The sequence below is a fragment of the Mycobacterium sp. 155 genome (assembly GCF_000373905.1).
In the GTDB taxonomy this organism is placed as follows: Bacteria; Actinomycetota; Actinomycetes; order Mycobacteriales; family Mycobacteriaceae; genus Mycobacterium.
Genome location: NZ_KB892705.1, coordinates 1,322,622 through 1,347,762 on the forward strand (window position 1 = coordinate 1,322,622; position 25,141 = coordinate 1,347,762).

Sequence of the window (25,141 nt, forward strand, 5' to 3'; positions counted from 1 at the left end):
CCTGTGCGCCCGGGTAGGTGGCCAACCGCGGTCAAGTGGCGCGAATCGCCTGGGGTGGCGCTGGCCGCAGTTCAGGAAGTGCTTCCGGTCCCGTTGTCCGACGAGGATGCCATGATCTCGCCGCAGAGCCGGGGTGAGGTCTTGCTGCGTGCCGGGCAGCCGTTGAACGGAGTCGGGCACCCGTTGGCCTCGTGTGCGGCGATGATCGCGCGGATGGTGCGCCGGCACCGGCCGCAGTCGATGCCTGCGCCGCAGGCATCCGCGATCTGCTTGGACGTGGTGGCTCCGGCCGCCACAACTTCATTGACCACGTGGCTGGTGACTCCGGTACACATACAGACGAACATCAGCTCACCGGCTCATTCCTGGCCGTCAACGGTCATGATGTGGGCCAATTTGCCGACGAACAGGCTCGGATAGGCGCCGAAGCCGGCTCGCGTCATCCATTCGGCGGCCGCATCGGGATGGTCGATCCACTGGCGGGCGCTGATCTCGTCTTCGATCTCCTGCAGGATCATGACTTCTTGCCCGTCGTCGAGCGCCTGGTACACCCACACCTTGCGCACGCCGCTGTTCTCGAACCGGCCCAGCCCGTCGTGCACCTTGCGCATCAGTGTTGGCACGTCGTCGACCACCGAGACCACCCCGACCACCACCCCGGCCGCGTATTCGTCCGCGGTTGGCCCGGCCAGGTCGATTTTCTCCACCACCTCCCCGCCGAATATCGGCGGGATGTCTTCGACCCCGGATATGTCGAACCATTCGAAGATGGCCGGTGAACGTAATATATCGCGAATTGACCGGGCATTACGGATACCAATGGTCACCAGAACCCGCCCGGGCTCCCAAATCGACGTGTAGAGCACCACGTGATGTGCCCCGATGGTCAGTAATCTCGAACGATGTTTCTTCATCCATTTCCACATCTGTTCGACATCGTCGAGCCGGAAATCGCAGCTCAAAATGAGCGAGTGCAAATCGAACTCACGCATTTCTTCTCGCGATTCCTGTCCGTCGGCCGGCATGTTAGCCGAGTCTAACCTTACTTAGGACAGGCAGTCCAGTGTTCGAGGTCCGATGGGTCGACGGGTTCGACAGGGGCGGGTATTCCGCCCGAAAAATATGCAACTGTACTCAAAATCGGTGCGTCCATCGGGAGTTTCTGCAGTAGATTGGCAATGCACGGCAAACAGCAACGCTTGAACAGCCCTCAAGTGCTTAGGAGTGACGATGCAAGGGGATCCGGACGTTCTGAAATTGCTGAATGAGCAATTGACGAGCGAGCTCACAGCCATTAATCAGTATTTTTTACATTCCAAGATGCAGGACAGCTGGGGATTTACAGAACTGGCCAGTCATACACGCTCGGAATCATTCGAAGAAATGCAGCACGCAGAGGTGATCACTGATCGTATTCTGCTGTTGAATGGACTGCCGAACTATCAGCGGTTGTCCTCGCTGCGCATCGGGCAGACGTTGCGGGAGCAATTCGAGGCGGATCTGGCCATCGAATACGAGGTGGTCGAGCGGCTCAAGCCCGGCATCATCATGTGCCGTGAGAAGCAGGACGCCGTGACGGCCAACCTGTTCGAGAAGATTCTGGGTGACGAGGAAGGTCACATCGACTACCTGGAAACGCAGCTGGAACTCATGGACAAGCTGGGTGATGCGCTCTACGCCGCGCAGTGCGTCTCCCGGCCGCCGCAGTAACCTTCAGCCGCCACGCTTGTCGCCGCCTCGGATGTCCGGTTCAGTACCGGAGGTCCGAGGCGGTTTACGTCTGTGTCGCGCCTCACGGTAACTTTCATAGGCAACCTAACGATATGACGTCTGGACCGACTGTCCTGCCGTCGGCGAAAGGATGTCATGACAAGCGCACCGACCACCGCGGAACCGCAGCCAAGCAGCGGTGTTCTGCTGAGCCTGCGCCGCCGCAACCTCGTCTTCATCGCGGTGCTGCTCGGCATGTTGCTCGCCGCCTTGGATCAGACCATCGTGGCGACCGCGCTGCCAACCGTCGTCGCCGATCTCGGCGGCGCGGGCCATCAGTCCTGGGTGGTGACCAGCTATTTGTTGGCCTCCACGATCGTCACCGCCGTGGTGGGCAAGGTCGGCGACATCTTCGGCCGCAAGGCGGTATTCCAGGCCGCGGTGGTGTTCTTCCTGGTCGGTTCGGTGCTGTGCGGTGCGTCGGGCTCGATGGCCATGCTGGTGGCGTCCCGTGCACTACAGGGCATCGGCGGCGGCGCGATCATGGTCACCGCCACCGCGCTTATCGGCGAGGTCATCCCGCTACGTGACCGAGGCCGCTATCAGGGCATGCTCGGCGCTGTCTTCGGAGTCACCACGGTGATCGGCCCGCTGCTCGGCGGGTTCTTCACCGATCACCTGAGTTGGCGCTGGGCGTTCTGGGTCAACGTCCCGGTCGGCATCGTGGTATTCCTCGTCGCCGCGGGCACCATCCCGGCGCTGACCCGCGCCGGCCGTCCGGTAATCGACTACCTCGGAATCATCCTCGTCGGGCTGGGCGCGTCCGGCCTCACGCTGGCCACCAGCTGGGGCGGCGGCGAATACCCTTGGGCATCGCCGGTCATCATCGGCTTGTTCATCGGGTCGGCGATCGCTCTGGTCGCTTTTGTTCGCGTGGAAACCCGTGCGGCCGAACCGATCCTGCCCATGCGCCTGTTCGCCAGCCCGGTGTTCTCGGTGTGTTGTGTGCTGTCGTTCATCGTCGGTTTCGCGATGCTCGGCGCGTTGACCTTCATGCCCACGTTCATGCAGTTCGTCAACGGTGTCTCAGCCACCGAATCGGGGCTGCGCACGCTGCCCATGGTGGCGGGGCTGCTCATCACCTCGACCGGCAGCGGCGCCATCGTCAGCCGCACGGGCCGCTACAAGATCTTCCCGGTCGCCGGCACCGCGGTGATGACGATCGCGTTCGTGTTGCTGTCCCGGATGGACGCGGCCACGCCCACGCCGCTGCAGTCGCTGTACCTGTTCATCCTCGGTATCGGCATCGGCATGTGCATGCAGGTGCTCATCCTGACCGTGCAGAACACCGCGAAGTTCGCCGATCTCGGCGTGGCGACATCTGGCGTGACGTTCTTCCGGACCATCGGCAGCTCCTTCGGTGCGGCCATCTTCGGCTCGCTTTTCACCAACTTCCTGTCGGGTCGCCTTCCGGGCGCATTGGCGGCTAGTGGTGCGCCGGCAGCGGCCGGGGCCTCGCCCAAGGTGCTGCATGAGCTGCCTGCCCAGGTGGCCGCGCCCATCGTGGACGCGTATGCCGGTGCCCTGGGCAACGTGTTCCTGTGCGCGGCACCGGTCGCACTGGTCGGGTTTGTCGTGGCGTTGTTCCTCAAGGAGGTGCCGCTGCAGGAGATGGATGCGAGCGTGGCGGTCGATCTCGGTGAGGGGTTCGGCATGCCCAGCGCCGAGTCGGCCGAGAAGGTGCTGGAGACCGCGATCAGCAGGCTGATGCGTAACTCCCGCGACATCCGGTTACGTACCGTCGCCGGGTCGCCGGGCTGTGAACTCGACGTCGCCAGATTGTGGGCCCTGCTGCAGATCTACCGGCAGAGCCAGGTGTTCGGCTCGGCCCGGCTCACCGAGATCGCCGAGCGATTACGCGTTCCCCACGAGGTCCTCGAACCCACCTTCGACACGCTGGTCGCCGACGGGTACGTGCTCCGTGCCGGAGATCAGCTTTGGTTGACGCAGCGCGGGCTGAGCCAGGTTGATGCGGTATCGGCGGCTCTGGTGGGACGGATCGTCGAAAAGCTGGCCACGTCACCGTCATTCGAGGGAAGACCGGACCGTGATCAGGTCGAGGCCGCGCTCGAGCGCATCGCACACCGGGTGCTGGCGCAGCGGGACTGGGGTGACGATAATGTGGAGTCGCTTGCGGCCAAGCACTAGAACCTGTTCCGGCGATCGCCCGGTTTGCGGGCTGACAATCGTATCCTCAACTGGCACCGTCGAATTCGCTGATCTGCATGGCCAGGTCGGAGGGGCGGTGCTGGGGTGAATCGATGACCGGCGGTTATATCGGTGCCCAGGCATCCGGCCGGCGGCCGTCCAGATCGGTGAACCCGTATTGCCTGGCCAGTTCGACTGAGCTGACCGAATGCTGATTCCACCGGGCCCGGGCGGGATCGGCGGCGATGGCGGCGACGCCCCTGCCGACGAATCGGGGGGTCTCGGATTCGGTGAACCCTGGTGGGGCCATCGGGTAACCGTCGGCGCGTAGCGGATCCAGGGCGGTGCGCCAATTCGCCTCGGTGACACCGTAGTTGTCCAGCATCATCTCCGAGCGCAACCAGCCCGGGGTGACGGCGACCGCCGTGGCACCGAACACGGCGAGCTCGAAACCGTGACTGAATGCCAACCGGTTGACCGCATTCTTCACCAGGTCGTAGAACACCGACAAGCGGTAGTTCTCGACATTGAATTCCGTTGTACCATCGGTTATTTCGACTAGAAGTCCGCCGGTCTTGGTGGTCAACAGGGGCAACAGGCAGTGCGACGTGATCAGATGTGTGTCGAGGCCCAGACGCAAGATGCGCAGTCCGTCGTCGAGATCGTGTTGCCACATCGGCTGGCCCCACGTGGCCGGAGCGCCCTTCAGGATCTCGGCGCCCCAGATGTCGTTGACCAGGATGTCGATACTGCCGAAGTCGCGGTCGAGACGTTCGGCGAGCGCCCGGACCTGCGGGATGTCGAGGTGGTCGACCTGGATCGGGATGCCCGTGCCGCCGACCGCACAGACCAGTTCGGCGGTCTCCTCGATCGTTTCAGGGCGGTCGTAGTCGGACAGGCGACTGCCGGACACGCTGCTGCGCCCAGTGCAGACCACCGTGGCACCCGCCTCACCCAGTGCCATGGCGATGCCCCGGCCCGCACCTCGTGTCGCACCCGCGACCACCGCGACACGGCCCCGCAGCGCATTCGGATCCGGCGTCCATACCATCCGATGAGTATCGCGCCCGACGGCCGTTGACCACCGCGGTTCAGTGAACACCGCGGTTCAGCATTGTTGCGGTTCAAGCATTACCGCGCATACTGGCGAAGATGACCCCGCTACAGCGCTACATTGCAGAGGAAATCGCCACCGACCACGTGGACGGCCTGCTGTCCCGGCGCGAGGCTCTGCGCCGGCTGGCCCTCATCGGCATGGGCACGGCCGCCGCCACCGCGTTGATCGCCGCATGCAGTGAACAGAAGCCGGCCGGTGGGCCGACAACTTCATCATCACCGACCGCGACGGGTACCACCGAGGCGCCGCCGGGTTCGGCCGGTGCCTTGCCCACCGCCCCAGTCACCTGGGCGGGTCCGTCCGGCCAACTTCAAGGTGCCTGGGCTGCGGCCCCGCAACCCCGAGGAGGGGTCCTCGTAGTCCACGAGAACAAAGGACTCAACGACTGGGTGCGTTCTGTCGCAGGACGTTTCGCAGGCATCGGCTACTCGGCGCTCGCGATCGACCTGTTGTCGGCCCAGGGGGGAACCGGGGCGTTCGCCGACCCGGCCGGAGCCACCGCAGCGCTGAGCAAGATCACACCCGAAGAGTTCATCGCCAACCTCAAGTCCGGCGTCGATGAACTCGCTCGCCGCGTCCCCGACCACAAACTCGCCGCCGTCGGCTTCTGTATGGGCGGCGGGCTGGTCTGGCAACTGCTGGCCGCAGGCACACCCCAACTGGCCGCAGCAGTGCCGTTCTACGGGCCGGCCCCGGACAACCCGGACTTCTCCGGTTCCCGCCAGGCGGCTGTGCTCGCCTTCTACGGTGCACAGGATCAACGGGTGACCAGTACTGAGCCCGTGGTCCGCGCTGCGCTCGAAAAGGCCGGCATGGTGCACGACCTCATCACCGAACCCGACGCCAACCATGCTTTCTTCAACGACACGGGGGATCGCTACAACCCCGCTGCGGCGGCCGACGCCTGGCGCCGCGTCCAGGACTGGTTCAACCAGCACCTCGGCTGATTGCCCGCCGGAGTTCCATCCCGCGCGCCTCGGCACCGCTTTGCCACCGCTTTGTCACGCCAGTGTGGCGCTCGACCCCGAGCGCCACACTGGCGTGACAAAGGCTCGCGATAACCGACGAGCCGGACCTGAAACGGGAGTTCAGCGCGTGTGCAGCCAACGGATGGGGCCGTGCCGTGCTGCCCGGCCCGGTCACCGCGCTGCTGCGCGAATTGGAGCCCGACGCGCTGGAGGTGTCCGACAGGCTGACCCTGCGCTCGCTCGGGCCGTGGGGGCGTCGCCAGCACGTCGCGACTGTGATGATCTCCCATGAACGCCTGGATCGTCTGGTCGGACAGGTACTTCCGCGGTCCATGGCCCGGGCGGTGGCCAACTTCGCCAACCGCCGCACCGCGGCGAACTACGACGCGGTGGTGTGCACGACGGCGTTCGCCCGCGAAGAGTTCGACCGGATCGGCGCGGTCAACGTCGCCACTGTGCCGCTCGGTGTCGATCTCGAGCAGTTCCACCCGCGGCGGCACAGCGAGCAGGTGCGCCGCCGGTGGGCCGTACCGCAGCAAACCCTGCTGGTGCACTGCGGCAGGCTCTCGGTTGAGAAACATGCCCATCGAAGTATCGAAGCCGTTGCTGCACTGCGTGATTCCGGTGTCGACGCGCGCCTGGTGGTGGTCGGGGAAGGGCCGTTGCGGGCCCGGCTGGAACGCCAGGCGGCGCGATTGCCGGTCGATTTCACCGGCTACGTTGGCTGTCGCGACACTGTGGCGACCATCCTGGCGTCGGCCGACGTCGCGCTCGCCCCCGGTCCGCACGAAACCTTCGGCCTAGCCGCGCTGGAGGCCCTGGCCTGCGGCACCCCCGCGGTGGTGTCACGAACCTCGGCGCTGGCCGAGATCCTCACGTCCGACAGCGGCGCGATGGCCGACAACGATTCCGGAGCCATCGCACATGCGGTGACCTCGGTGATCAGCCGCCCGGAATCGCTACGCCGCAGCAGTGCGCGCCAGCGTGCCGAGCAGTTCACCTGGCCGCGGGCTGCCGCAAGGATGCTTGACGTACTCGGTGCCTGGAACGCCGCCGGGTATCTGGCCGACCCGTGACCCGACGGTTGACGCGGGGTAGATAATCGTAGTGGTTTGATGACACCCTCAGGGAGCGTGATGAATCGCATCGTGGTGTGCTGTGCGGCGGCGGTACTGGCATTCGGAGCCGTCGCATGTTCGAACTCGCAGCCTTCCGCCGGGCATGACTCCGAAACGGCCACGGGCAGCCCGGTGCCCGCACCGGCTCCGGGAACACCCGTCATCACAATCGCCGGAATGGGGTTCAGCGCGCCGCTCACCGTAGCCCCCGGAACACAGATCACGATCGTCAACGATGACGAGGTCGCGCACACGGTGACCTCACTTACCAAGGGGCTGTTCGACGTCCATGTGGCCGGCAAGCAACGTGCGCTTCTCACCGCGCCTTCGGACCCGGGCGAATACGGCTTCGATTGCACCTACCACCCGGCGATGGTAAGCAACTTGATCGTCAAGTAGGAGCCAGCTCTCGGCGAGCCAGCGCAAGGCCTTTCACCATGAGCAAGCGCGACTATTGGTTGTGGGATCCCACATCGTCTCCAAGCTAGCCGCGGCGCCGGGCCATTGGGGGATGGCCGCAACGGGCCGCCACCATGGGGCTGGGGCCCGCCGCCACCGCTTCAGTGGCGGGGCGGACCATTGCCGCCGACCGTCAACTACTGGGGTTACAACCTGAATCCTGCGTGGGACGCCGGTTCCCGGCAGTGGGGCGTCTGGTTGTTCGGCATGTTCATCCCGATCCTCGGCGTCAGTTTCAGGCTCCATCTTGAACCAGGATGTGCTTACCGTCGTGGTAACAGGTGTGTGAGCACCTGCATGCACGCTGCACCTTGAGCCGAGGAGATGGTGCCATGAGTACGCGATTCTGGCGGCGACAAAGAACGTTCACCGCGGGCCTGGCCGCCGCGCTGTCGGCGGTTGTGCTCGGGCTGGCCCTGGTGGCCCCGCCCGCCGCCGTCGCCGATGACCGGATGCAATTCGCCGGGACCACATTGTCGGGCGCTCCGTTCGACGGCTCCACGTTGGCCGGGCACCCCGCAGTGCTGTGGTTCTGGACGCCGTGGTGTCCGTTCTGCAACGCCGAAGCCCCCGGGGTCAGCGCGGTGTCGGCCGCCAATCCGGACGTGACCTTCGTCGGTGTGGCGGCGCATTCCGACGTCGGGGCGATGCAGGCCTTCGTCAACAAGTACCACCTGAACTTCACCAATCTGAACGACGCCGACGGCTCGATCTGGGCTCGCTACAACGTGCCGTGGCAACCGGCCTATGTGTTCTACCGGGCCGACGGATCCTCGACGTTCGTGAACAACCCGACATCGGCCATGCCGCAGGACGAGTTGGCCGCGCGGGTGGCCGCTCTCCGCTGATGCCGCATGGGTGGTGAACTGCTGGGGCTGGCGTTCGGCGCCGGCCTCGTCGCGGCGTTGAATCCGTGTGGATTCGCTTTGTTGCCTGGGTATCTCGCACTCGTCGTGCGCGGGTCCGCCGATACCGGGTGGCCGGCGTCGGTGCGGCGGGCGTTACTCGCAACTGCCGCGATGACAGCCGGATTCGTCACGGTGTTCGGGGTTTTCGCCGCGCTGACGATAGCGATGGCCAGCGCGGTCCAGCGCTACCTGCCCTACGTCACGGTGTTGATCGGACTGGTCCTGCTCGGTCTGGGATGCTGGCTGTTGGCGGGCCGGCACCTGGGCCTGCTTATGGGAAACACCCTGAAGCGTCACGTCAATTGGGCGCCGACCGCACGCCTGGGGTCCATGTTCGGCTACGGCGTCGGCTACGCAGTGGCGTCGCTGTCCTGCACCGTCGGGCCGTTCCTCGCCGCGACCGGCGCAGGGTTCCGATCGGGCACGATCCTGCGCGGTGTGGCCGTATTCGCCGCGTACGCGGCCGGGTTCATGGTGATCGTCGGGGCGCTGGCCCTCGCCGCGGCGTTGGCCAGCACCGTGGTAGTCGAGCGGATGCGGCGAATTGTGCCGTATGCGAACAGGATCAGCGGCGCGCTGCTGATCGTGGTCGGGACCTACGTCGGGTACTACGGGCTCTATGAGATACGGCTGTTCGGCGCCGGCGGGTCACCCGATGACCCGGTGATCGCGGCGGCCGGGCGGGTGCAGGGCACCATCGCGGGCTGGGTCCATCAGCACGGCGCGTGGCCGTGGTTGGCGACGCTGGCCGTACTGGTGGTCTGCGGCGCGGTGTGGCGGCTTGCCGTCAGGCGCGCCGCGAAACGTCGCCCCGCAGATCCGGCCACGGTGGGCGACGGACCATAGCCACCGTCGCGAGCGTGGCCGCGATCAGACCGATCAGCTCGCCCATCAGAGCGATGCGGGTGGCGTCCACCGCAGGAACCCAGATCGGGGTGCCGTTCTTGATCACGAACACACCGAGCGCGCGGGCACCCCGGCCGCCGTCGCGTCGGTGGCGCACCTTGGACACCGGGATCACCGTGGTTCCGTCGGGGGTCTGGTAAGGCTCCCCGAACAATCGGTCGGGATCGCCATCGGTGGATAGGGCTTCCAGTGCGTCAGGCATTCGCATGCCGGCGTCCTTTCGGGTCAGCGGTCGAAATCCAGATCGTCGTCGATCGGTACGACAGTGGCCTGCTCGATGAGGTCCGCCTCGTCGGCGTCGGCATCAGGGGATATCCGGATCCGGCTGGATTCGGACATGTCGTCGTCGATATTGACGGGCGTGAGTTGTTCGACTGCATCAGCCTCGGGTGCGTCGTCGTCGAACGCCCCGTTGTCGGCATAGGTCATGATCGTTCCTCCCCGATCGGCCGGCGATGACCATCCCGATTGTCCTACCGGTGCCGGGATGATTCAACGGTGCGGGTCAGCGGGCCGGGAACCCGGGTTCGGCGCCGGCGGCATGCGGCCATACCAGCCGGTGGATCATGCCCGCTCTCCCATGGAGCGACAGCGCCGCCGCAGTCGGAGCCGCACCCCAATTCGATCAAAGTTATTGGTGCGCAGGCTATCCCGCCAGCCCGACACCCGGGCGCCAGCAACTATTTGGCCGGGGTGAAGATTTGGAGTCGTGAGACTCGTGACGATCGACGATATACGCGGTGCCGCCGAGCGCATCGCGGCCGACGTGATCCGCACCCCGCTGCTGCCTGCCGCATGGGCCGACCCTGACCGCCCGCTGTGGATCAAGCCCGAGAATCTGCAGCCCATGGGTGCTTTCAAGATCCGCGGCGCGTTCAACGCGCTCGGCCGGCTGGATCCAGGGGTGCGGGCTAGGGGAGTCGTGGCGTATTCCAGCGGCAACCACGCCCAGGCGGTCGCCTGTGCGGCGGCAAGTTACGGCGTCGTCGCGCATATCGTGATGCCCGAGGAGACCCCAGCCGTCAAGGTCGACGCGACCCGGGGCTATGGCGCGGACGTGGTGCTGTGCGCGGCTGGTCAGCGCGAGCGGGTGGCCGCCGAAGTCGTCGAACGCACCGGCGGGGTGCTGATACCGCCGTTCGACCACCTCGACGTCATCGCCGGGCAGGGCACGGTCGGGCTGGAGATCGCCGAAGACCTCCCCGGAGTCGCGACCGTGCTTATCCCGATCAGCGGCGGCGGCCTGGCGTCCGGTATCGGCACGGCCGTGCGTGCGCTGTGCCCACGAGCCAAGATATTCGGGGTCGAACCGGAACTCGCAGCTGACACCGCCGAAGCGCTGGACAGCGGTCATCTGGTAGATTGGCCTGTGGCACAACGCAATCGGACCATAGCCGACGGGCTGAGGTCCACTCCGTCGGCGTTGACCTTCGCGCATCTGCAGCACGTACTCGACGGCGTCATCACCGTCACCGAGGACGAGATTCGTGCCGCCATACGGGAATTGGCCTACCGGGCGCATCTGGTCGTCGAGCCAAGCGGGGCCGTCGCACTTGCCGGCTACCACCGCGGGCAGCTCCCCAAGGGGCCCGCGGTGGTTATCGTCTCCGGCGGAAACATCGAACCGGCGTTACTGAGAGCCATTTTTGCCGATGGCTAGTGCATACCCTCCATCGAGTGTGGCTGTCACGCCGACCCTGCCGCTCAGCCGAAGGCGGGACTCGGAGTCCGGCTTCGACGGGGCCGATCCGGCTGCCGGCAATTACCGAGCCGGTTTCGGTAACCGGTGCTTCAGCGCGACCCGATGTTGCTGGTCGCACGTGACGGCGGGTGCTCCGTGGACGGGTGAAACGTTTGTGCGCCGCGCGCCGATGCAGTAACTGTGAATCGCTGCCTCCGGGAATCCCATGTGACGCTTACTGGCCTCGGCCTGTGTATACCGCGGGCGGCCGCGCGAACGAACTACACTGCAGTGATGCTGAACGCCTCGTCGCCCGGTTCTCGAACCGTGCTTGGATCGGTCCGAAAAGTGTTTGCGGTGATCGGTATCGCCATGCTCGCCACCGCCGCGTCGGTTAATGTCGCGGCGGCTGCCGTCAGCACCCCGAACCCGGTGGCCAGCGTCGAGCCGTCAGCGGGCTCCGTCGTAGGGGTGGCCTACCCGATCACGGTGACGTTCAGCCAGCCGGTCATCGACCGGGGTGCGGCCGAGCACGGCCTGCGGGTGTCGACCTCTGCGGCGAGCACCCCGACCGGGAAGTTCACCTGGTTGAGCGACGACGTCATGCGGTGGACCCCGGATCAGTTCTACCCGGGTCACTCCACCGTCTCGGTCGTCGCTGAGGGCTTCAAGACCACTTTCGAGACCGGGGCCACCGTGCTCGGTGTGGCCAATATCAGCGCTCACACTTTCACCGTCAGCATCGACGGCGAAGTTGCGCGCACCATGCCCGCGTCGATGGGCAAGCCTAAGCATCCGACCCCGGTCGGTTCCTTCACCGCACTGTCGAAAGAGAAGACGGTGGTGATGGATTCGCGCACCATCGGGATCCCATTGAGCGATCCGGAGGGCTACAAGCTGACCGTCAACGACGCGGTCCGAGTGACTTGGGGCGGGGTGTACGTGCATTCAGCACCGTGGTCGGTGGCACAGCAGGGCAATTCGAACGTCAGCCACGGCTGCATCAACCTGAGCCCGGACAACGCGGCGTGGTATTTCAACACCGTCAGCATTGGTGATCCGATCGTCATCAACGCCTGACGGCCACGTCGCGACGCAGTCTGCCGATTAGGTGGTGGGGTGCTCAGCGACGCCCTGTCGCAGAGCCGTTCCGGCGTTGGCCTGCAACAGATTTCCAGGCCCGCTGTCGTCAGCGATCGGTTCCGTTCTCGCGGAGGAACTTCCAACGCTGACGCTAGCCGCGCAGCAGTATGGTCCGGCTGGCGTCCGTGCCGCCAAATCCCACGGACGATCTCGTCGGCCGCGGGTGGTCGGGCGTTTCTCCTTGAACAGTTCCTATTGGTCGCGGAACTTGGTGAAGGCCATCATGTCCTCGGTGATCGAGTTACGGGTCACCTCGTTGCTGGCCACCGCCAGCAGGATCGGGAGATGCCGTCCTCGCAGTCTGGGACAGCGACGTCTTCTCCTAGCTGGGGAAGACGTCGCCGCACAGGGAGACCACCGGATCGGCGCCGGTCTCCGCATCTGCGCGAGCTCGTCGACCGGTAGGCGCTCGGCGCGGATGTCGGGATCGGTGAAGTCGAATCCGGCGGGAGATTCTAAGGTCAGCACCATGGCCTGTTGACTCCTCGCAACGACGTTGTGTAGTGATACCGCTCCTTGTGACACCCCAGGTGGAACGGTATGCGGCGGTTGTAGAACTCGAAAAGTCGTCAGTTTTGGAATGCGTTCCGATTCGGCTGGTGTAACGAATGACTGGCATCGCCGATGTACCCAGCGCTACCATCAGCCCCTGGAGTAACAGCGAGAGGCCACCGATGACTGTCGACATCCGAAAGCTTGCGTCCGCGGCTGCGTGCTGCGTGTCGGCTCCCGTCGTCGCGCTGATGATCGCGGCGGCGGCATCAGCCGATCCGGGCTTGCCGGTACCGCCCCCGGATCCCGGCGCCGTACCGGCGCCGCAGGCGGCCGATCCGGCGGCCCCGACGCCGTTGGCTGCCGATCCAGCGGCCCCCGCACCGTTGGCGGGCGATCCGGCGGCCCCGACACCGTTGGCCGCCCCGCCAACGGGCACCCCGCATCTGGCCAGTCCGGACGCGCTGCCGCCGGGGTCGACGATGGATCCCAACGCAGGGGACGCGGACCGTCCCAATGTGAGCTATCTCAAGGATCTGTGGCACGCGGTCCAGAACAACGACATCAGCGGTAAGCAGGCGCTGCTGCTCGGTCTCGCGCAGCGCAACATGAGCACCCCGATCCCGGATCAGGCACCCGGCCCAAATGTGCCGCTCTCACCGGGCGAACCGGCGCCGCAGGGCGCACCGGAGCCGAACACCATGGCGCCCGCAGGCCCCGTCCTGCCCGGTGGGTCTGCGCCTGCGGCACCGGCGAACCCGTTTGCTCCGCCACCACCAGCAAACTCGCCACCTCCGCCGCCGGTTGATCCAGCTCCGCCGCTGCCCTGATCACCGCTCGCGGGATTCAGCCCACAGGGGCGCTTGCTACGGCTGCCATCAGTTCGCCGGGGACCGCTCCTGCGCTCAACAGTCCGGCCATGGGCGTCGGCGTAGTCGAACTGACCGCTACGACGATGCGGATCCAGAACGAAATCGACTGAAACGTGTTCTAGTTTAGTGTTCTGAGGTGCGGCACTTAGACGGAATGGCCCAAACTGCGGCCGACGATGCGTCATCCGGGTAGGTGTCCGACCTATTGAGGATTGGCCGGATCGTGGCTCGGCTTGGTCTACTTGTCTTCATGGGTCGGATATTGTCGCCACCCGAATCGCTGGCCGAAATCGGCGAAGGTTCAGGTGGTGCGAGGGTGGGGGCATTCTTCGATCTTGACGGAACGCTAGTCGACGGATTCACCGCCAGCGCTCACGCCGGGTACCGGATCCGCAATCGACAGGCCGCGCTCGGCGAGATCCTGGGGATCATCGAAGCTTCGGTGCGTTACCGACTGGGCCGGATGCCGTTCGAGAGGCTCCTCGTGCGAGCTGCCGGATATCTGCGGGGCGAGTCGTTGCGAGAACTCGACGAGTTGGGGGAGCAGCTGTTCACCCGGCGCATCCTCGAACGGGTCTACCCCCACATGCGCGAGGTGGTCCGGCGCCACCAGGAGCGTGGTCACACCGTAGTGATGAGTTCGTCGGCGCTGACCATCCACGCCGAGCCCGTCGCGCGTCACCTCGGCATCGACCATGTGCTGTGCAACCATTTCGAAACCGACGCCGACGGACTGCTGACCGGTAACGTGGTCCTGCCGATCGTGTGGGGTGCCCGTAAAGCCGATGCAGTGCAGCGGTTTTGCGAAGATAAGGCCGTCGAGCTGCAGCGCAGTTACTTCTATGCCGACGGTGGCGAAGACGGTGCGTTGATGCGGCTGGTGGGTCGGCCCCGGCCGGTCAACCCCAGGCCGGGTCTCGCCTCGGTGGCAGCGGAGCATGACTGGCCGGTGCTGACCGTGGAGCGGGCCCGCACCGCGCCTTTGCCACCAGGCTGGGCCTAACCGCCCGCGTTCGACGACCGGTCGACCATCGATGAAAAATACCGTCGCGCAGCGGAATTCATCGACGCAGTCCGGGCACTACGGGATCCTGGGACGACGACGCGGTGCTGGCCGACAAGACCGCCATCGACCGCCGCCGCGCCTAGACGTGCCGCTGCCGCGTGCAGCCGCACCGCGTCGGTGATGGCCTCGGGTGGCGCCCATGGCGCAGTACACTGCGCGGTCCGGCTTGGTCAACGAGGTCGCACACAAGTTTTGAAGGTGCACCGCCCGCGCGGGCGGGTGTGCGTCGCGGCAGAATGACCGGGCGGCCGCCCGCCGCACTGGTCCCGAGGAGCCACCCATTTCCAGCCCGAAACGTCGCGTCGGCCCGCTCATCGCGGGTGTCGTCGTCACGCTGCTGCTGCTGTCGGTGTGTGTCACCGATCTGCCCGTGTTCGCCCGGCCGGAGCCACCGTCGGGTCGTATCGAGCTTTCCCAGGGCTGGCAGCTGACCTCTGCGCGGGATGTGAAGGCCGGGGGCGCGGAGATCTCCGCGGCCGGATTCCGCGGGGACAGCTGGCACCAGGTGGAGCACATGCCCGCCACGGTGCTACAGGCGCTGGAGGACGACGGCACCTACCCGAACCTGTATTACGGCGAGAACCTGACCGACGTCCCCGACGATCTGTACCGCCAGGACTGGTGGTATCGGACCACGTTCACGGCACCGGCAGGCAGCTCGAGCTATCGCATCGAGTTCCCCGGCATCAACTACCGGGCCGAAGTGTGGCTCAACGGCAGGCAGATCGCCGGCAGCTCCGAAGTGGTCGGCATGTACACCGCCCACGAACTCGATGTCACACCGTGGCTCAACCAGGGCGGTCAGAACAACCTGGCCGTCAAGGTCACCCCGGAGCAGGCCCTTCAGGACATCAACGGCGTCGAACTCGCCGACAGCTGGTGGGACTGGATCAACTGGAACCGGATCGGCTACCAGGGCCCGGGCAAGAACCCGCTGCGCGGTAATTCCTTTGTCGCCGACCGCAACGCAGGCATCTTCAAACCGGTGTACTTGAGCTACTCCGGTACGGGCGTCCTCAGCGACCCGATGGTGACCACCGAGCTGCCGCTGCCATCGACCGACACGGCCCGGCTCACCGTCTACAGCGACGTCCGCAATACGTCGTCGACCACGCTGCGCGGGGTGGTGCGCGCCACGATCAGCCGGTCGGGCAAGCCGGATATCACCCTGGAACAGCCGGTCACCCTCGGTGCGGGGGAGCGCCGGGAGGTGAAATTCGATCCGGACTCCTACGCCGCGCTGACGGTGCACAACCCGGATCTGTGGTGGCCCTACACCATGGGCGATCCCAATCTGTACAACCTGCACCTGGAGTTCCGGCAGTATGGCCGGGCCACCGACACCGACGACTCGCGGTTCGGTATCCGGACCATCACCCAGCATCGTGACGACGACGAGCAGTACCCGAACCTGGGCCGCGGCGGCAGCTTCTACCTCACCGTCAATGGCAAGGATCTGCTGGTGCGCGGCGCCGCATATACCCCCGACCTGTTGTTCCGGTACGACCCGCAACGTGAGGACGCCATCCTCGCCTACGTGCGTGACATGGGCCTGAACATGCTGCGGCTGGAGGGGAAGTTCCCGGGCGACAACATCATCCAACGTGCGGACGAGCTAGGCATCCCGCTGATGTACGGCTGGATGTGCTGCAATCAGTGGGAGAAGTGGTCGCAGTGGGATGCCGAGGACCACCGCGTCGCCAACGAAAGCCTGCGCTCGCAGCTGCTCACCTTGCGCGGTCACCCGTCGGCGTTCATCTGGGCCAACGGCAGCGACGGCAAGCCACCGCAGTCGGTGCTCGACGCCTATCACGGCATCCTGGCCGAACTGCACTGGCCCAACGCCGTGGTCGACACGGTGTCGTCACTGGCCCGCGACGGCGACGGTCAGCCCGACTGGGACGGCATCCACATGGCGGGCCCGTACACCTGGCGCCCACCCAGCTACTGGTTCAGCGGCGGGTATCAGGCCACCCGCGGGTCGAACGCCGAGCAGGGCGACAACGAGAACATTCCGCCGTTTGCGAGCCTGCGGAAATTCATTCCGCCGGACAAGCTGTGGCCGATCAACGACACCTGGTACTTCCACGCCGGGGCCAACCCCAGCAACAACGCGCTGGAGAGCATCCGCACCGCGGTGATGCGGCGGTACGGATCCTCGCCCAATGCAGAGGAATTTGCGCGCAAGGCACAGTTGGCGCACTACGAGTCCACCCGCGCCCAGTTCGAGGCGTTCGCGGCGATGGGCTGGGCGAACCACAAGATGACGATCTACTGGATGCTCAACAACCACTGGCCGTCGTTCTTCGGGCACCTCTTCGACTACTACCTTCGGCCTGGCGGCGCCTACTTCGGTGCCAAGAAGGGGCTGCGGCCGCTGTCGGTGGTGTTCGATTCCTTCGCCACCGGCGACCACAACACGGCCAACGTCACGGTGGTCAACCAGTCGCCTGCCGAGCAGCACGGCCTGCACGTGCGGGTGCGGACCTACGATCTGGCCGGCCGGGTACGTGACGACCGCACCACGGACACCATCTCTGTACCGTCCGGCGGCGCGGTACAGGCCCTGGCGCTGCCACACGTGGTCCGCGACTCGCGGGTGTTCTTCGTTCGGTGCGAACTGCTCGATGCGTCGGGCGACGTCGTCACTGAAAACACCTACTGGCAGTCGCAACAGCGCGACGACGTTGGCAACCAGATGAACGACCAGGCCTTCGACCTCGCCCAGACCAGCTGGGCCGACATGACCCCGCTCAACACGATGCCGCCGGCATTCCCACAGGTCAGCGCCTCGCGCTCAGTCGGTCCCGACCGTACCGTGGTGGCAATCCGCCTGCACAATCCCACCCGCCAGATCGCGTTCTTCGACCGAGCCGAGATTACCGAGACCCACGACGGTGACGAGATCCTGCCCATCGAGTACTCCGACAATTACGTCACCGTCTATCCGGGTGAAACAGTGGTGCTGACCGGCACCATCACCGGTACGGAACCGCAGGCCAACTGGGTGCGGGTCACCGGTTACAACTCCGCACCCGTGACCGTGCCGATCGACCAGTCCAGCCGCCGATAGGATCACCTGATGACGACGACCGATGAGCGCCGCGATCTGTCCCAGGTGGCCGAGTCCAGCGGCTGGTCGCGCCGTGATGTCGACCGCGTGGATATCTATCGGCGTGGCGACGATCGGATCCGGGTGATCTGGCAAGGATCGAGCGCGATCAGCGGCGCCAGCCGGTTCCAGGACGACATCATGGTCACCTACACGCGCGACCTGTCGACGGTGAACAGCTGGCTCAAGCGCTGAATCGCCGACGGCGTCAATCGGCCGCGGCGGGGCAGTGCGGGTTCTGACCCGAATACGGCTGCGTAGTGTGCATCGGTGTGAGCGCACGCGCAGGCATCGTGGTGACCGGAACCGAAGTTCTCACCGGACGCGTCCAGGACCGCAACGGGCCGTGGATTGCCGACCGGCTGCTCGAACTGGGTGTTGAACTCGCCCACATCACCATCTGTGGTGACCGTCCCCGGGACATTGCCGCACAACTGCGGTTTCTAGCCACAGAGGGAGTGGACCTGATCGTCACCAGCGGCGGGTTGGGTCCCACCGCCGACGACCTGACGGTGGCGACCGTCGCCGAATTCTGTGGTCGCGAGCTGGTGCTGGACACCGAGATCGAGGAACAGATCGCGGCGATCTTGCGTCGGCTCATGGCGGGGCGCGGCGTCTTCTCGGAAGTCGACTTCGAGGCGGTGCGGGCAGCCAACCGCAAGCAGGCCCTGGTTCCCGCCGGCGCGGAGATCCTCGAACCGGTCGGTACCGCACCCGGCGTCGTGGTTCCCGGAACACCGACCGTCATCGTGCTGCCCGGTCCGCCCCGCGAACTGCAGCCGATGTGGTCTGCGGCGATCGCGACGGCGGCTGCGCAGCAGGCGATCGCGCAGCGCACCGTCTATCGCCAGGACATGGTGCGCATGTTCGGGCTCGCCGAGTCCGGCCTGGCCGAAACCCTGAGGGAAGCCGAGCGTGACATCGCCGGGTTCGCCGACCTGGAAATCACCACGTGTCTGCGCCGAGGCGAGCTGGAGATCGTCACCCGTTACGAGCCGGCGGCCGCCGACACATACGCCCAACTGGTCAAGATGCTGCGGGACCGCCACGCCAACACGCTGTTCTCCGAGGATGGTTCTACGGTCGATGAACAGGTGGCCGCACTGCTGGCCGGTCGTCGCGTCGCAACTGCGGAATCGTGCACCGCGGGCCTCCTGGCGGCGCGGTTGACCGAGCGGGCGGGCGCATCGGCCTATGTCGCCGGCGGGGTCGTCGCCTACGCCAACGAGGCCAAAACCCGACTGCTGCAGGTCGATCAGGAGCTGCTTGCCGAGCATGGTGCGGTCTCCGAGCCGGTGGCTGTGGCGATGGCTGCCGGGGCACTGCGCAGCTTCGAGGCCGACACCGCGGTGGCGATCACCGGTATCGCCGGTCCGGGCGGTGGCAGCGCGGACAAGCCCGTCGGCACGGTGTGCTTCGCCGTGCAGCTTGCGGGTGGGGAGGCCGTCACCCGCACACTCCGGTTGCCGGGCGACCGTACCGACGTCCGGGAACGTTCCACCACGGTGGCGATGCACATGTTGCGGCGGGTGTTGCAAGGCTCCAGCGTCGGGTGACTGCGGCCGAATCCGGTCACCTCATCGCGGTGTGCTCAGCACGCGCCGGATTGCCGCGGCCGACCGGTCGACGTCGTCGTCGGTGGTCGCCCAGTTCGAGAAGGACACCCGTAATACGTACCGACCCTGCCACGTGGTCCCACCGAGCCAGCAGGTGCCGTCGGCCTGGATCGCCGCCACTGCGCGCCGGTTAGCTTCATCGCCACCGGGGAGCCGAACCAGAACCTGGTTGAGCACTACGGCATTGAGTATTTCGGTGCCGGGGATTTCGGCGAGCAGTGCCGCCATCCGCCGGGCCTGCGCGCAGTTGCGTTCCACGAGTTCGGCCACTCCGGCCCGGCCGAGCGAGCGCAGCGCCGCATAGACGGGGACAGCACGGGCGCGCCGGGAACTTTCCGGCACATAGTTCGTGTTGTCCCGCTGGCCGGCGTCGGCGACAAGGTAGGGACCCGCGAGCCCGGTCGCGGCCAGGTGTGCTTGCTGGTCGGCGACGATCGCCATCGCACTGTCGTAGGGCACATTGAGCCACTTGTGGGCGTCGACGGCCCACGAATCCGCGCGGCTGGCGCCCGCGGTGAGGTGCCTGTTCGACGGGGAGGCCGCGGCCCACAGCCCGAAGGCCCCGTCGACATGCAGCCATGCGTCGTGGGCTGCGCACACATCGGCGATAGCGTCGAGATCGTCGAAGGCGCCGGTCGACACGTTGCCGGCTTGCGCGCATACGATCGTCGGTCCGGCACCGCGACTGAGGGTTTCGTCGAGGGCATCCGGCTGCATTCGGCCCTGGTCGTCGGCGCGTACCCGGGCGGCCGTGCCCTCGCCGAGCCCGAGGAATCTCAAGGCCGTGTGGATGGTCACGTGGGCCTGCTCGCCGCACAGTACCCGGACCCGCGGTGCCCCGATCAATCCGTCGCGGCCGACATCCCAGCCGGCTCGGGCGAGGACCGCATGACGGGCCGCCGCCAGGCCGGTGGTGTTGGCGGCCTGTGCGCCTGTGACGAATCCAACGCCGGCGTCGGGCGGCAACCCCAGCAGGTCCAAAACCCACCCGCCAGCCACTTCTTCGATCGCGGCCGCGGCGGGGGACAGCGAGTGGAATGCTGCGCACTGGTCCCATGCCGACACCAACCAGTCGGCTGCCAGTGCGGCCGGTAGGGCACCTCCGACGACGAAGCCGAAATGCCGGGGTCCGGCGCTGGCGACCAGCCCGGCCTCGGTGCCGGCGGCCAGTGCGTCAATGACGGCAGTGGGGTCTTCACCGTGTTCGGGCAGTGGGCCACCGAGGGCGGAGCGCACGGTTGACGCGTCGACTCGTGCCGCCACCGGACGCTCGTCGAGCCCTGTCAGGAATGTCTCGGCGTGGGCAAGGGCGGTTCGCAATACGGCTGTGCGAGCGAGCGACGGGATCGACATGGCCCGACCATACGGTTTCCGGTGGATTCCAGCGAAGGTGCGCCTCAGGCCGGCACCACGACCGTCAACTCGTCACCGTCGCGTTCGACGCGCATGTCGGCGCGGCGAGCGACGGCGGCCACCGCGGCGGCGTCGTTCGGTTCGGATCGGGAGCCGGCCAGCGTCCGCGCCAGCCGACCTTTGTGTGCCTTGTTGAAATGACTGACCACGCTTCGGTGTCCGTCGGCGTGTTGGGCGAGGACCTGGACGCGGACCGCTCCGGGTATACGGCCTAGCGCGGCGTACGAGCCCGAGCGTAGGTCGACGATCAGATGTTGGTCGGACAGTTCGGCGAGCACCGGCTCCAGGATCGGACGCCAGCGGGTGCTGAGCCCTGGCTGTCCGGGTAGTTTCGAGGTTGCCGACAGGCGGTAGGCGGGCACCTGGTCATCGGCGCGTAGCAAGCCGAACAGCGCCGATCCGACGGCGAGCCGGGCCCGCGCACGCTCAGCCGCTGCGCCGCGCAGCGAGCCGATGTCGAGCGCGTCGTACAGCACGCCGGTGTAACGGTGCATCGCCGGCAATGTTGGGGCCGAGCGGAGTTCGGCATTGCGCTCGATCTCCACGTCCTGCTTGGTCGAGAGCCCGAGGGCCCTGCGGCAGGCCGGAATGTCGGCGGAAAGCCCGATCAATTGGTCGAGCAGCTCCTCACGCAGCGGCGTGAGGGCCGTGGAGCTGAGCTGGTCCAGTCGCAGCGGCGGGCCGTCTCCGCCGGCGCGCTTGGTCTCCGACGGAGGCAGGAGCACGATCACACGGCGACGTTAGCCGAGTGATCGTGGTGCACGGCACCCCGATCGAATGTGATTCGTGTCAGGTCAGATTGGCATGGCAGCAGGGGCGTCGCCGCCTCCGCGTCCGCCGGCTGATCGCCCACCGCAGCGGCCGAATCAGGCCAGCGCGTCCGCTGTTTGCTTCTCCGCGGGCTTGGGCCATGGCGCCGGGACTGGCCGCTGGCGCACTTTCTGTGGCCACCAGAACCATTTTCCGAGTAGGGCGGCGATGGATGGGGTCATGAAGGAGCGGATGACGAGGGTGTCGAAGAGCAGGCCGAGGCCGATGGTGGTGCCGACTTGGCCGATGACGGCGAGTTCGCTGACGGCCATGGACATCATGGTGAAGGCGAAGACGAGGCCGGCGGAGGTGACTACTGAGCCGGTGCCGCCCATGGCGCGGATGATGCCGGTGTTGAGGCCGGCGTGGATTTCTTCTTTGAATCGGGAGACCAGGAGCAGGTTGTAGTCGGCGCCGACGGCCAGCAGGATGATCACGGACATGGCCAGGACCATCCAGTGCAGTTCGAGGCCGATGAGGTGTTGCCAGATGAGTACGGAGAGGCCGAAGGATGCGCCCAGTGAGATGACGACGGTGCCGACGATGACGGCGGCGGCGACGACGCTGCGGGTGATGATGAGCATGATGATGAAGATCAGGCAGAGTGAGGCGATGCCGGCGATCAGCAGGTCGTAGTTGGCGCCCTCCTGCATGTCCTTGAAGGTCGCGGCGGTACCGCCGAGGTAGATCTTCGAGCCCTCCAGTGGCGTGCCTTTGATGGCTTCCTTGGCGGCCTGCTTGATCGGTTCGATATGGGAGATGCCTTCGGGGCTCATCGGATCGCCTTCGTGGCTGATGATGAACCGCACCGCATGCCCGTCCGGGGACAGGAACATTTTCATGCCGCGTTTGAAATTCGGGTTGTTGAAGGTCTCCGGCGGCAGATAGAACGAATCGTCGTTCTTCGAAGCGTCGAAGGCCTGGCCCATGGCCGTCTGGTCCTTCATCATCGCTTCCATCTGATCCTGTAGCCCACCCATCGTGGCCTGCATCGTCAGCATCATGGTCTTCATCGTCTTCATGGTCGCGATCATCGGCGGCATGATCTTGACCATCTGCGGCATCAGTACATCGAGGTGATCCAAGTCCGGCATCAGCTTCTGGATGTCGTCGGTCATGGTGTCGATGCCGTCAAGGGTGTCGAAGATCGACCGCATCGACCAGCAGACCGGGATGTCGAAGCAGTGCGGCTCCCAGTACAGGTAGTTGCGGATGGGCCGGAAGAAATCGTCGAAATCCGCGATGTGATCCCGCAATTCAGCGACGTCCGCGACCATCACATGCATCTTGCCGACCATGCTGTGCGTGGTGTCCGCCATTTCCTGAGTCAGCTTGACCATGGCTTCCATGGTGTCGATGGAGACCTGCATCTCGTCGGCCATCTTCAACATGTCTTTCATGCGGTCCTGCATGTACTTCATGTTCATCATCTGGGTGGTGCCCTGCATGCTGATCTGGAACGGGATCGAGGTGTGCTCGATCGGCGTGCCCTGCGGGCGGGTGATCGCCTGTACGCGGGAGATGCCCGGCACCTGGAAGATACGTTTGGCGATCCGATCGATGACGAGGAAGTCGGCTGAGTTGCGCAGATCGTGGTCGCTCTCGATGAGCAGCAGCTCGGGGTTCATCCGGGCCTGGGAGAAGTGCCGGTCGGCGACCGCGTACCCGGTGTTGGCCGGCAGATCTGTGGGCATGTATTTGCGGTCGTTATAGCTGGTCCGGTACCCCGGCAGGGTCAGCAGTCCGATGAGGGAGAGTGCGATGGTGGCGATCAGGATCGGCCCGGGCCAGCGCACCACCGCGGCGCCGATCTTGCGCCAGCCGCGGATGCGCATGGCGCGCTTGGGTTCCAAGGTTTTGCCGAATTTCGTGGCGACGGTAATCATCGCCGGGCCCATCGTGAGCGCCGCGACGACCACCGTGACCATGCCGATGGCCAGCGGGATACCCAGCGTCTGGAAATAGGGCAATCGGGTGAAGTGCAGGCAGAAGGTGGCACCCGCGATGGTCAGGCCCGAACCCAGGATGACGTGGGCCGTGCCGTGGAACATGGTGTAGTAGGCCGATTCTCGGTCTTCGCCGACGCTGCGGGCCTCTTGATATCGGCCGATGAGGAAGATCGCATAGTCCGTCGACGCCGCGATCGCCAGGGTCACCAATAGGTTGGTGGCGAATGTCGAAAGCCCGATGATGTTGTAGTAGCCCAGGAACGCGATGAGCCCGCGGGCCGCAGATAGTTCCAGCACCACCATCAGCAGCGTCAAGACGACGGTGACGATCGAGCGGTATACCAGGAGCAGCATGGTGATGATGACCGTGAAGGTGATCGCTTCGATCATCTGCATGCTGCGGTTACCGGCGAGCTGCTGATCGGCCAAAAGGGCGGCCGGGCCCGTGACGTAAGCGTGGACACCCGGTGGTGCTTGCACGCTCTTGACGATGTTTTCGGCGGCTTGGACCGATTCGTTGGCCAGTGCCTCGCCCTGGTTGCCGGCGGTGTAGACCTGCACGTAGGAGGCCTTGCCGTCGGAGCTCTGCGCGCCCGAGGCGGTCAGTGGGTCGCCCCAGAAGTCTTGGACGTGTTCGATGTGCTTGGTGTCGGCGCGCAGCTTGGCCACGATCTGGTCGTAATAGTCGTGCGCGGCCTGGTCGAGGGCATGGTCGCTCTCCAGCACGATCATGACCGAGCTGTTCGACTTGAATTCGTCGAAGACCTGGCCGACCCGTTTCATCGCGATCATCGACGACGCCTGATCGGGGCTCAACGAGACCGAGCGCATTTTCCCCACCTCTTCGAGCTGGGGGACGATCACGTTGAGTACCACGATGACGGCGATCCAGCCGAGGATGATCGGCAGTGCCAGGCGCCGGATCCACTTAGCGATACCGCTGCGCTCGGCGGCGTGCTGGGGCGGCGGGTTGGCCGGGAACACGTCGGTCGGCGCATCGTGGGTAGGGGTGCTCATGCAGATTTCACCAAGCAGAAAGTTTGGGCGTTGACGCCGGTGGAGGTGCGTTGATCTTTGAGTTCGTCGTCGACGGTGATCCGGCAGCTGATCGTGTCACCGTTGCCTTGGGCCACGATGTTGGGAAACACCGATGGTGCGGTGCTCTGCAGGCGCAGTGTCCAGGGCAGGGACACCCCGTCGATGCGTTGTGGTTGGGCGTCGAGGTCGAGGTAGTTGACGTCGGCGGTGGCGCCGGGTTCCCCGGTGATCTCGTAGACCACGACCTTGGGGTCGAACGGCTTGGTGTCGTCGACTTTCGCGCTGGCGATCCCTGAGCCGTCACCGGCTCCGAAGAAGGTACGGACCCGCATCACGGTGAACGTCCCGATCGCCACCACCACCACGATGAGCACCGGAATCCAGAACCGCCGGAGGATGCCGAACAGTGAAAACTGTTTGCGACGCGGCTTTTTCGTCTCGGTGCTCATCGCCGTCCGGTGGCGGAATGGCACACGGCAGGCACCGGACATCCGGCGGAGCTGTCAGTGCGAAACCGGATGTCGTCGCTGGCCTGCGCCATGTGCATTTCGTTGC

At 65.7% G+C, this 25,141-nt stretch carries 23 protein-coding genes and 1 pseudogene; 14 read left to right on the top strand and 10 right to left on the bottom strand.

Annotated features, from left to right (window positions below; genetic code table 11):
- Window positions 1–71: 71 nt before the first annotated feature.
- Both B133_RS0106115 and B133_RS0106120 read right to left on the bottom strand, forming a co-directional pair.
- Window positions 72–335: a bacterioferritin-associated ferredoxin gene (locus B133_RS0106115; protein ID WP_232423260.1), complete on the bottom strand. Its 264-nt coding sequence runs from the start codon at window positions 333–335 to the stop codon at window positions 72–74.
- A 24-nt stretch (window positions 336–359) separates the two neighbouring features.
- Window positions 360–992 (bottom strand): hypothetical protein, encoded by a 633-nt coding sequence (locus B133_RS0106120; protein WP_026256038.1) that lies wholly within the window; start codon window positions 990–992, stop codon window positions 360–362.
- A gap of 238 nt (window positions 993–1,230) precedes the next feature.
- Between B133_RS0106120 and bfr the strand changes: the two genes are divergently transcribed.
- Together bfr and B133_RS0106130 are read left to right on the top strand one after the other, a co-directional pair.
- Window positions 1,231–1,710, top strand: a complete 480-nt coding sequence (gene bfr / locus B133_RS0106125; RefSeq protein ID WP_026256039.1) for a bacterioferritin — start codon at window positions 1,231–1,233, stop codon at window positions 1,708–1,710.
- 156 nt (window positions 1,711–1,866) lie between these two features.
- The gene (locus B133_RS0106130; RefSeq protein WP_018599842.1) at window positions 1,867–3,918 is read left to right on the top strand and encodes an MDR family MFS transporter; all 2,052 of its coding nucleotides are present in this window, start codon (window positions 1,867–1,869) and stop codon (window positions 3,916–3,918) included.
- A gap of 124 nt (window positions 3,919–4,042) precedes the next feature.
- Here B133_RS0106130 and B133_RS0106135 read toward each other — a convergent pair whose 3' ends face one another.
- A complete protein-coding gene (locus B133_RS0106135; RefSeq protein ID WP_018599843.1) occupies window positions 4,043–4,969 on the bottom strand; it encodes an SDR family oxidoreductase in 927 nt (308 codons plus the stop codon).
- 101 nt (window positions 4,970–5,070) lie between these two features.
- Between B133_RS0106135 and B133_RS0106140 the strand changes: the two genes are divergently transcribed.
- The 5 genes and pseudogenes from B133_RS0106140 (at window position 5,071) to B133_RS0106160 (ending at window position 9,334) form a co-directional block, all read left to right on the top strand.
- Entirely contained in the window at window positions 5,071–5,982 is a 912-nt protein-coding gene (locus B133_RS0106140) for a dienelactone hydrolase family protein (protein WP_018599844.1), read from the top strand.
- Between the two features lie 161 nt (window positions 5,983–6,143).
- Window positions 6,144–7,079: pseudogene (locus B133_RS22415) on the top strand (glycosyltransferase); the annotation flags it as partial.
- 60 nt (window positions 7,080–7,139) lie between these two features.
- The gene (locus B133_RS0106150) at window positions 7,140–7,520 is read left to right on the top strand and encodes a cupredoxin domain-containing protein (RefSeq protein WP_018599846.1); all 381 of its coding nucleotides are present in this window, start codon (window positions 7,140–7,142) and stop codon (window positions 7,518–7,520) included.
- A gap of 392 nt (window positions 7,521–7,912) precedes the next feature.
- A complete protein-coding gene (locus B133_RS0106155) occupies window positions 7,913–8,428 on the top strand; it encodes a protein disulfide oxidoreductase (RefSeq protein WP_018599847.1) in 516 nt (171 codons plus the stop codon).
- Between the two features lie 6 nt (window positions 8,429–8,434).
- Window positions 8,435–9,334, top strand: a complete 900-nt coding sequence (locus B133_RS0106160) for a cytochrome c biogenesis CcdA family protein (protein WP_018599848.1) — start codon at window positions 8,435–8,437, stop codon at window positions 9,332–9,334.
- Here B133_RS0106160 and B133_RS0106165 read toward each other — a convergent pair.
- Window positions 9,276–9,602, bottom strand: a complete 327-nt coding sequence (locus B133_RS0106165) for a hypothetical protein (protein ID WP_026256041.1) — start codon at window positions 9,600–9,602, stop codon at window positions 9,276–9,278. The two genes, B133_RS0106160 and B133_RS0106165, sit on opposite strands and share 59 nt — an antisense overlap.
- A 17-nt stretch (window positions 9,603–9,619) precedes the next feature.
- Complete coding sequence (locus tag B133_RS0106170; protein ID WP_018599850.1) at window positions 9,620–9,823, bottom strand: hypothetical protein; 204 nt, start codon at window positions 9,821–9,823, stop codon at window positions 9,620–9,622.
- A gap of 280 nt (window positions 9,824–10,103) precedes the next feature.
- On the opposite strand from B133_RS0106170, the gene B133_RS0106175 reads away from it, so the two are divergent.
- A complete protein-coding gene (locus B133_RS0106175; protein ID WP_026256042.1) occupies window positions 10,104–11,054 on the top strand; it encodes a threonine/serine dehydratase in 951 nt (316 codons plus the stop codon).
- Window positions 11,055–11,369: 315 nt separating this feature from the next.
- Window positions 11,370–12,155 carry a L,D-transpeptidase family protein gene (locus B133_RS0106180; protein WP_018599852.1) on the top strand — a complete coding sequence of 262 codons (786 nt, stop codon included), beginning with the start codon at window positions 11,370–11,372 and terminating at the stop codon, window positions 12,153–12,155.
- Between the two features lie 255 nt (window positions 12,156–12,410).
- On the opposite strand, the gene B133_RS0106185 is transcribed toward B133_RS0106180, so the two are convergent.
- On the bottom strand, window positions 12,411–12,689 hold the full coding sequence (locus tag B133_RS0106185) for a hypothetical protein (RefSeq protein ID WP_018599853.1): 279 nt from the start codon (window positions 12,687–12,689) through the stop codon (window positions 12,411–12,413).
- Between the two features lie 203 nt (window positions 12,690–12,892).
- Between B133_RS0106185 and B133_RS0106190 the strand changes: the two genes are divergently transcribed.
- The 5 genes from B133_RS0106190 (at window position 12,893) to B133_RS0106210 (ending at window position 19,316) form a co-directional block, all read left to right on the top strand.
- On the top strand, window positions 12,893–13,540 hold the full coding sequence (locus B133_RS0106190) for a hypothetical protein (protein WP_157625792.1): 648 nt from the start codon (window positions 12,893–12,895) through the stop codon (window positions 13,538–13,540).
- Window positions 13,541–13,832: 292 nt separating this feature from the next.
- The gene (locus B133_RS0106195) at window positions 13,833–14,585 is read left to right on the top strand and encodes an HAD family phosphatase (RefSeq protein WP_018599855.1); all 753 of its coding nucleotides are present in this window, start codon (window positions 13,833–13,835) and stop codon (window positions 14,583–14,585) included.
- A gap of 412 nt (window positions 14,586–14,997) precedes the next feature.
- Window positions 14,998–17,721, top strand: coding sequence for a sugar-binding domain-containing protein (locus B133_RS0106200; RefSeq protein ID WP_018599856.1), 2,724 nt, complete (start codon window positions 14,998–15,000; stop codon window positions 17,719–17,721).
- A 9-nt stretch (window positions 17,722–17,730) separates the two neighbouring features.
- Window positions 17,731–17,955, top strand: coding sequence for a hypothetical protein (locus tag B133_RS0106205; RefSeq protein ID WP_018599857.1), 225 nt, complete (start codon window positions 17,731–17,733; stop codon window positions 17,953–17,955).
- 77 nt (window positions 17,956–18,032) lie between these two features.
- Entirely contained in the window at window positions 18,033–19,316 is a 1,284-nt protein-coding gene (locus tag B133_RS0106210) for a competence/damage-inducible protein A (RefSeq protein WP_026256043.1), read from the top strand.
- A gap of 21 nt (window positions 19,317–19,337) precedes the next feature.
- Here the strand turns inward: B133_RS0106210 and B133_RS0106215 are convergent, their stop codons facing one another.
- From B133_RS0106215 to B133_RS0106235, 4 genes are all read right to left on the bottom strand, one after another.
- A complete protein-coding gene (locus B133_RS0106215; RefSeq protein WP_018599859.1) occupies window positions 19,338–20,729 on the bottom strand; it encodes an aminotransferase class V-fold PLP-dependent enzyme in 1,392 nt (463 codons plus the stop codon).
- 44 nt (window positions 20,730–20,773) lie between these two features.
- A complete protein-coding gene (yaaA, locus tag B133_RS0106220; protein WP_018599860.1) occupies window positions 20,774–21,520 on the bottom strand; it encodes a peroxide stress protein YaaA in 747 nt (248 codons plus the stop codon).
- Window positions 21,521–21,655: 135 nt separating this feature from the next.
- A complete protein-coding gene (locus tag B133_RS0106230; RefSeq protein WP_018599862.1) occupies window positions 21,656–24,565 on the bottom strand; it encodes an RND family transporter in 2,910 nt (969 codons plus the stop codon).
- Entirely contained in the window at window positions 24,562–25,035 is a 474-nt protein-coding gene (locus tag B133_RS0106235) for an MmpS family protein (protein WP_081618276.1), read from the bottom strand. The genes B133_RS0106230 and B133_RS0106235 overlap by 4 nt, the downstream gene beginning before the upstream one ends.
- Window positions 25,036–25,141 lie beyond the last annotated feature (106 nt).

What these genes read in the sequence shown, in the direction of transcription:
- B133_RS0106230 (WP_018599862.1), bottom strand. Translation starts at nt 24,565, where the DNA reads ATGAGCACCCCTACCCACGATGCGCCGACCGACGTGTTCCCGGCCAAC.
- B133_RS0106130 (WP_018599842.1), top strand. Translation starts at nt 1,867, where the DNA reads ATGACAAGCGCACCGACCACCGCGGAACCGCAGCCAAGCAGCGGTGTT.
- B133_RS0106180 (WP_018599852.1), top strand. Translation starts at nt 11,370, where the DNA reads ATGCTGAACGCCTCGTCGCCCGGTTCTCGAACCGTGCTTGGATCGGTC.
- B133_RS0106205 (WP_018599857.1), top strand. Translation starts at nt 17,731, where the DNA reads ATGACGACGACCGATGAGCGCCGCGATCTGTCCCAGGTGGCCGAGTCC.
- B133_RS0106165 (WP_026256041.1), bottom strand. Translation starts at nt 9,602, where the DNA reads ATGCGAATGCCTGACGCACTGGAAGCCCTATCCACCGATGGCGATCCC.
- B133_RS0106185 (WP_018599853.1), bottom strand. Translation starts at nt 12,689, where the DNA reads ATGGTGCTGACCTTAGAATCTCCCGCCGGATTCGACTTCACCGATCCC.
- B133_RS0106150 (WP_018599846.1), top strand. Translation starts at nt 7,140, where the DNA reads ATGAATCGCATCGTGGTGTGCTGTGCGGCGGCGGTACTGGCATTCGGA.
- B133_RS0106115 (WP_232423260.1), bottom strand. Translation starts at nt 335, where the DNA reads ATGTGTACCGGAGTCACCAGCCACGTGGTCAATGAAGTTGTGGCGGCC.
- B133_RS0106170 (WP_018599850.1), bottom strand. Translation starts at nt 9,823, where the DNA reads ATGACCTATGCCGACAACGGGGCGTTCGACGACGACGCACCCGAGGCT.
- B133_RS0106160 (WP_018599848.1), top strand. Translation starts at nt 8,435, where the DNA reads ATGGGTGGTGAACTGCTGGGGCTGGCGTTCGGCGCCGGCCTCGTCGCG.
- B133_RS0106190 (WP_157625792.1), top strand. Translation starts at nt 12,893, where the DNA reads ATGACTGTCGACATCCGAAAGCTTGCGTCCGCGGCTGCGTGCTGCGTG.
- bfr (WP_026256039.1), top strand. Translation starts at nt 1,231, where the DNA reads ATGCAAGGGGATCCGGACGTTCTGAAATTGCTGAATGAGCAATTGACG.
- B133_RS0106120 (WP_026256038.1), bottom strand. Translation starts at nt 992, where the DNA reads ATGCGTGAGTTCGATTTGCACTCGCTCATTTTGAGCTGCGATTTCCGG.
- B133_RS0106135 (WP_018599843.1), bottom strand. Translation starts at nt 4,969, where the DNA reads ATGGTATGGACGCCGGATCCGAATGCGCTGCGGGGCCGTGTCGCGGTG.
- B133_RS0106195 (WP_018599855.1), top strand. Translation starts at nt 13,833, where the DNA reads ATGGGTCGGATATTGTCGCCACCCGAATCGCTGGCCGAAATCGGCGAA.
- B133_RS0106215 (WP_018599859.1), bottom strand. Translation starts at nt 20,729, where the DNA reads ATGTCGATCCCGTCGCTCGCTCGCACAGCCGTATTGCGAACCGCCCTT.
- B133_RS0106140 (WP_018599844.1), top strand. Translation starts at nt 5,071, where the DNA reads ATGACCCCGCTACAGCGCTACATTGCAGAGGAAATCGCCACCGACCAC.
- B133_RS0106155 (WP_018599847.1), top strand. Translation starts at nt 7,913, where the DNA reads ATGAGTACGCGATTCTGGCGGCGACAAAGAACGTTCACCGCGGGCCTG.
- B133_RS0106235 (WP_081618276.1), bottom strand. Translation starts at nt 25,035, where the DNA reads ATGAGCACCGAGACGAAAAAGCCGCGTCGCAAACAGTTTTCACTGTTC.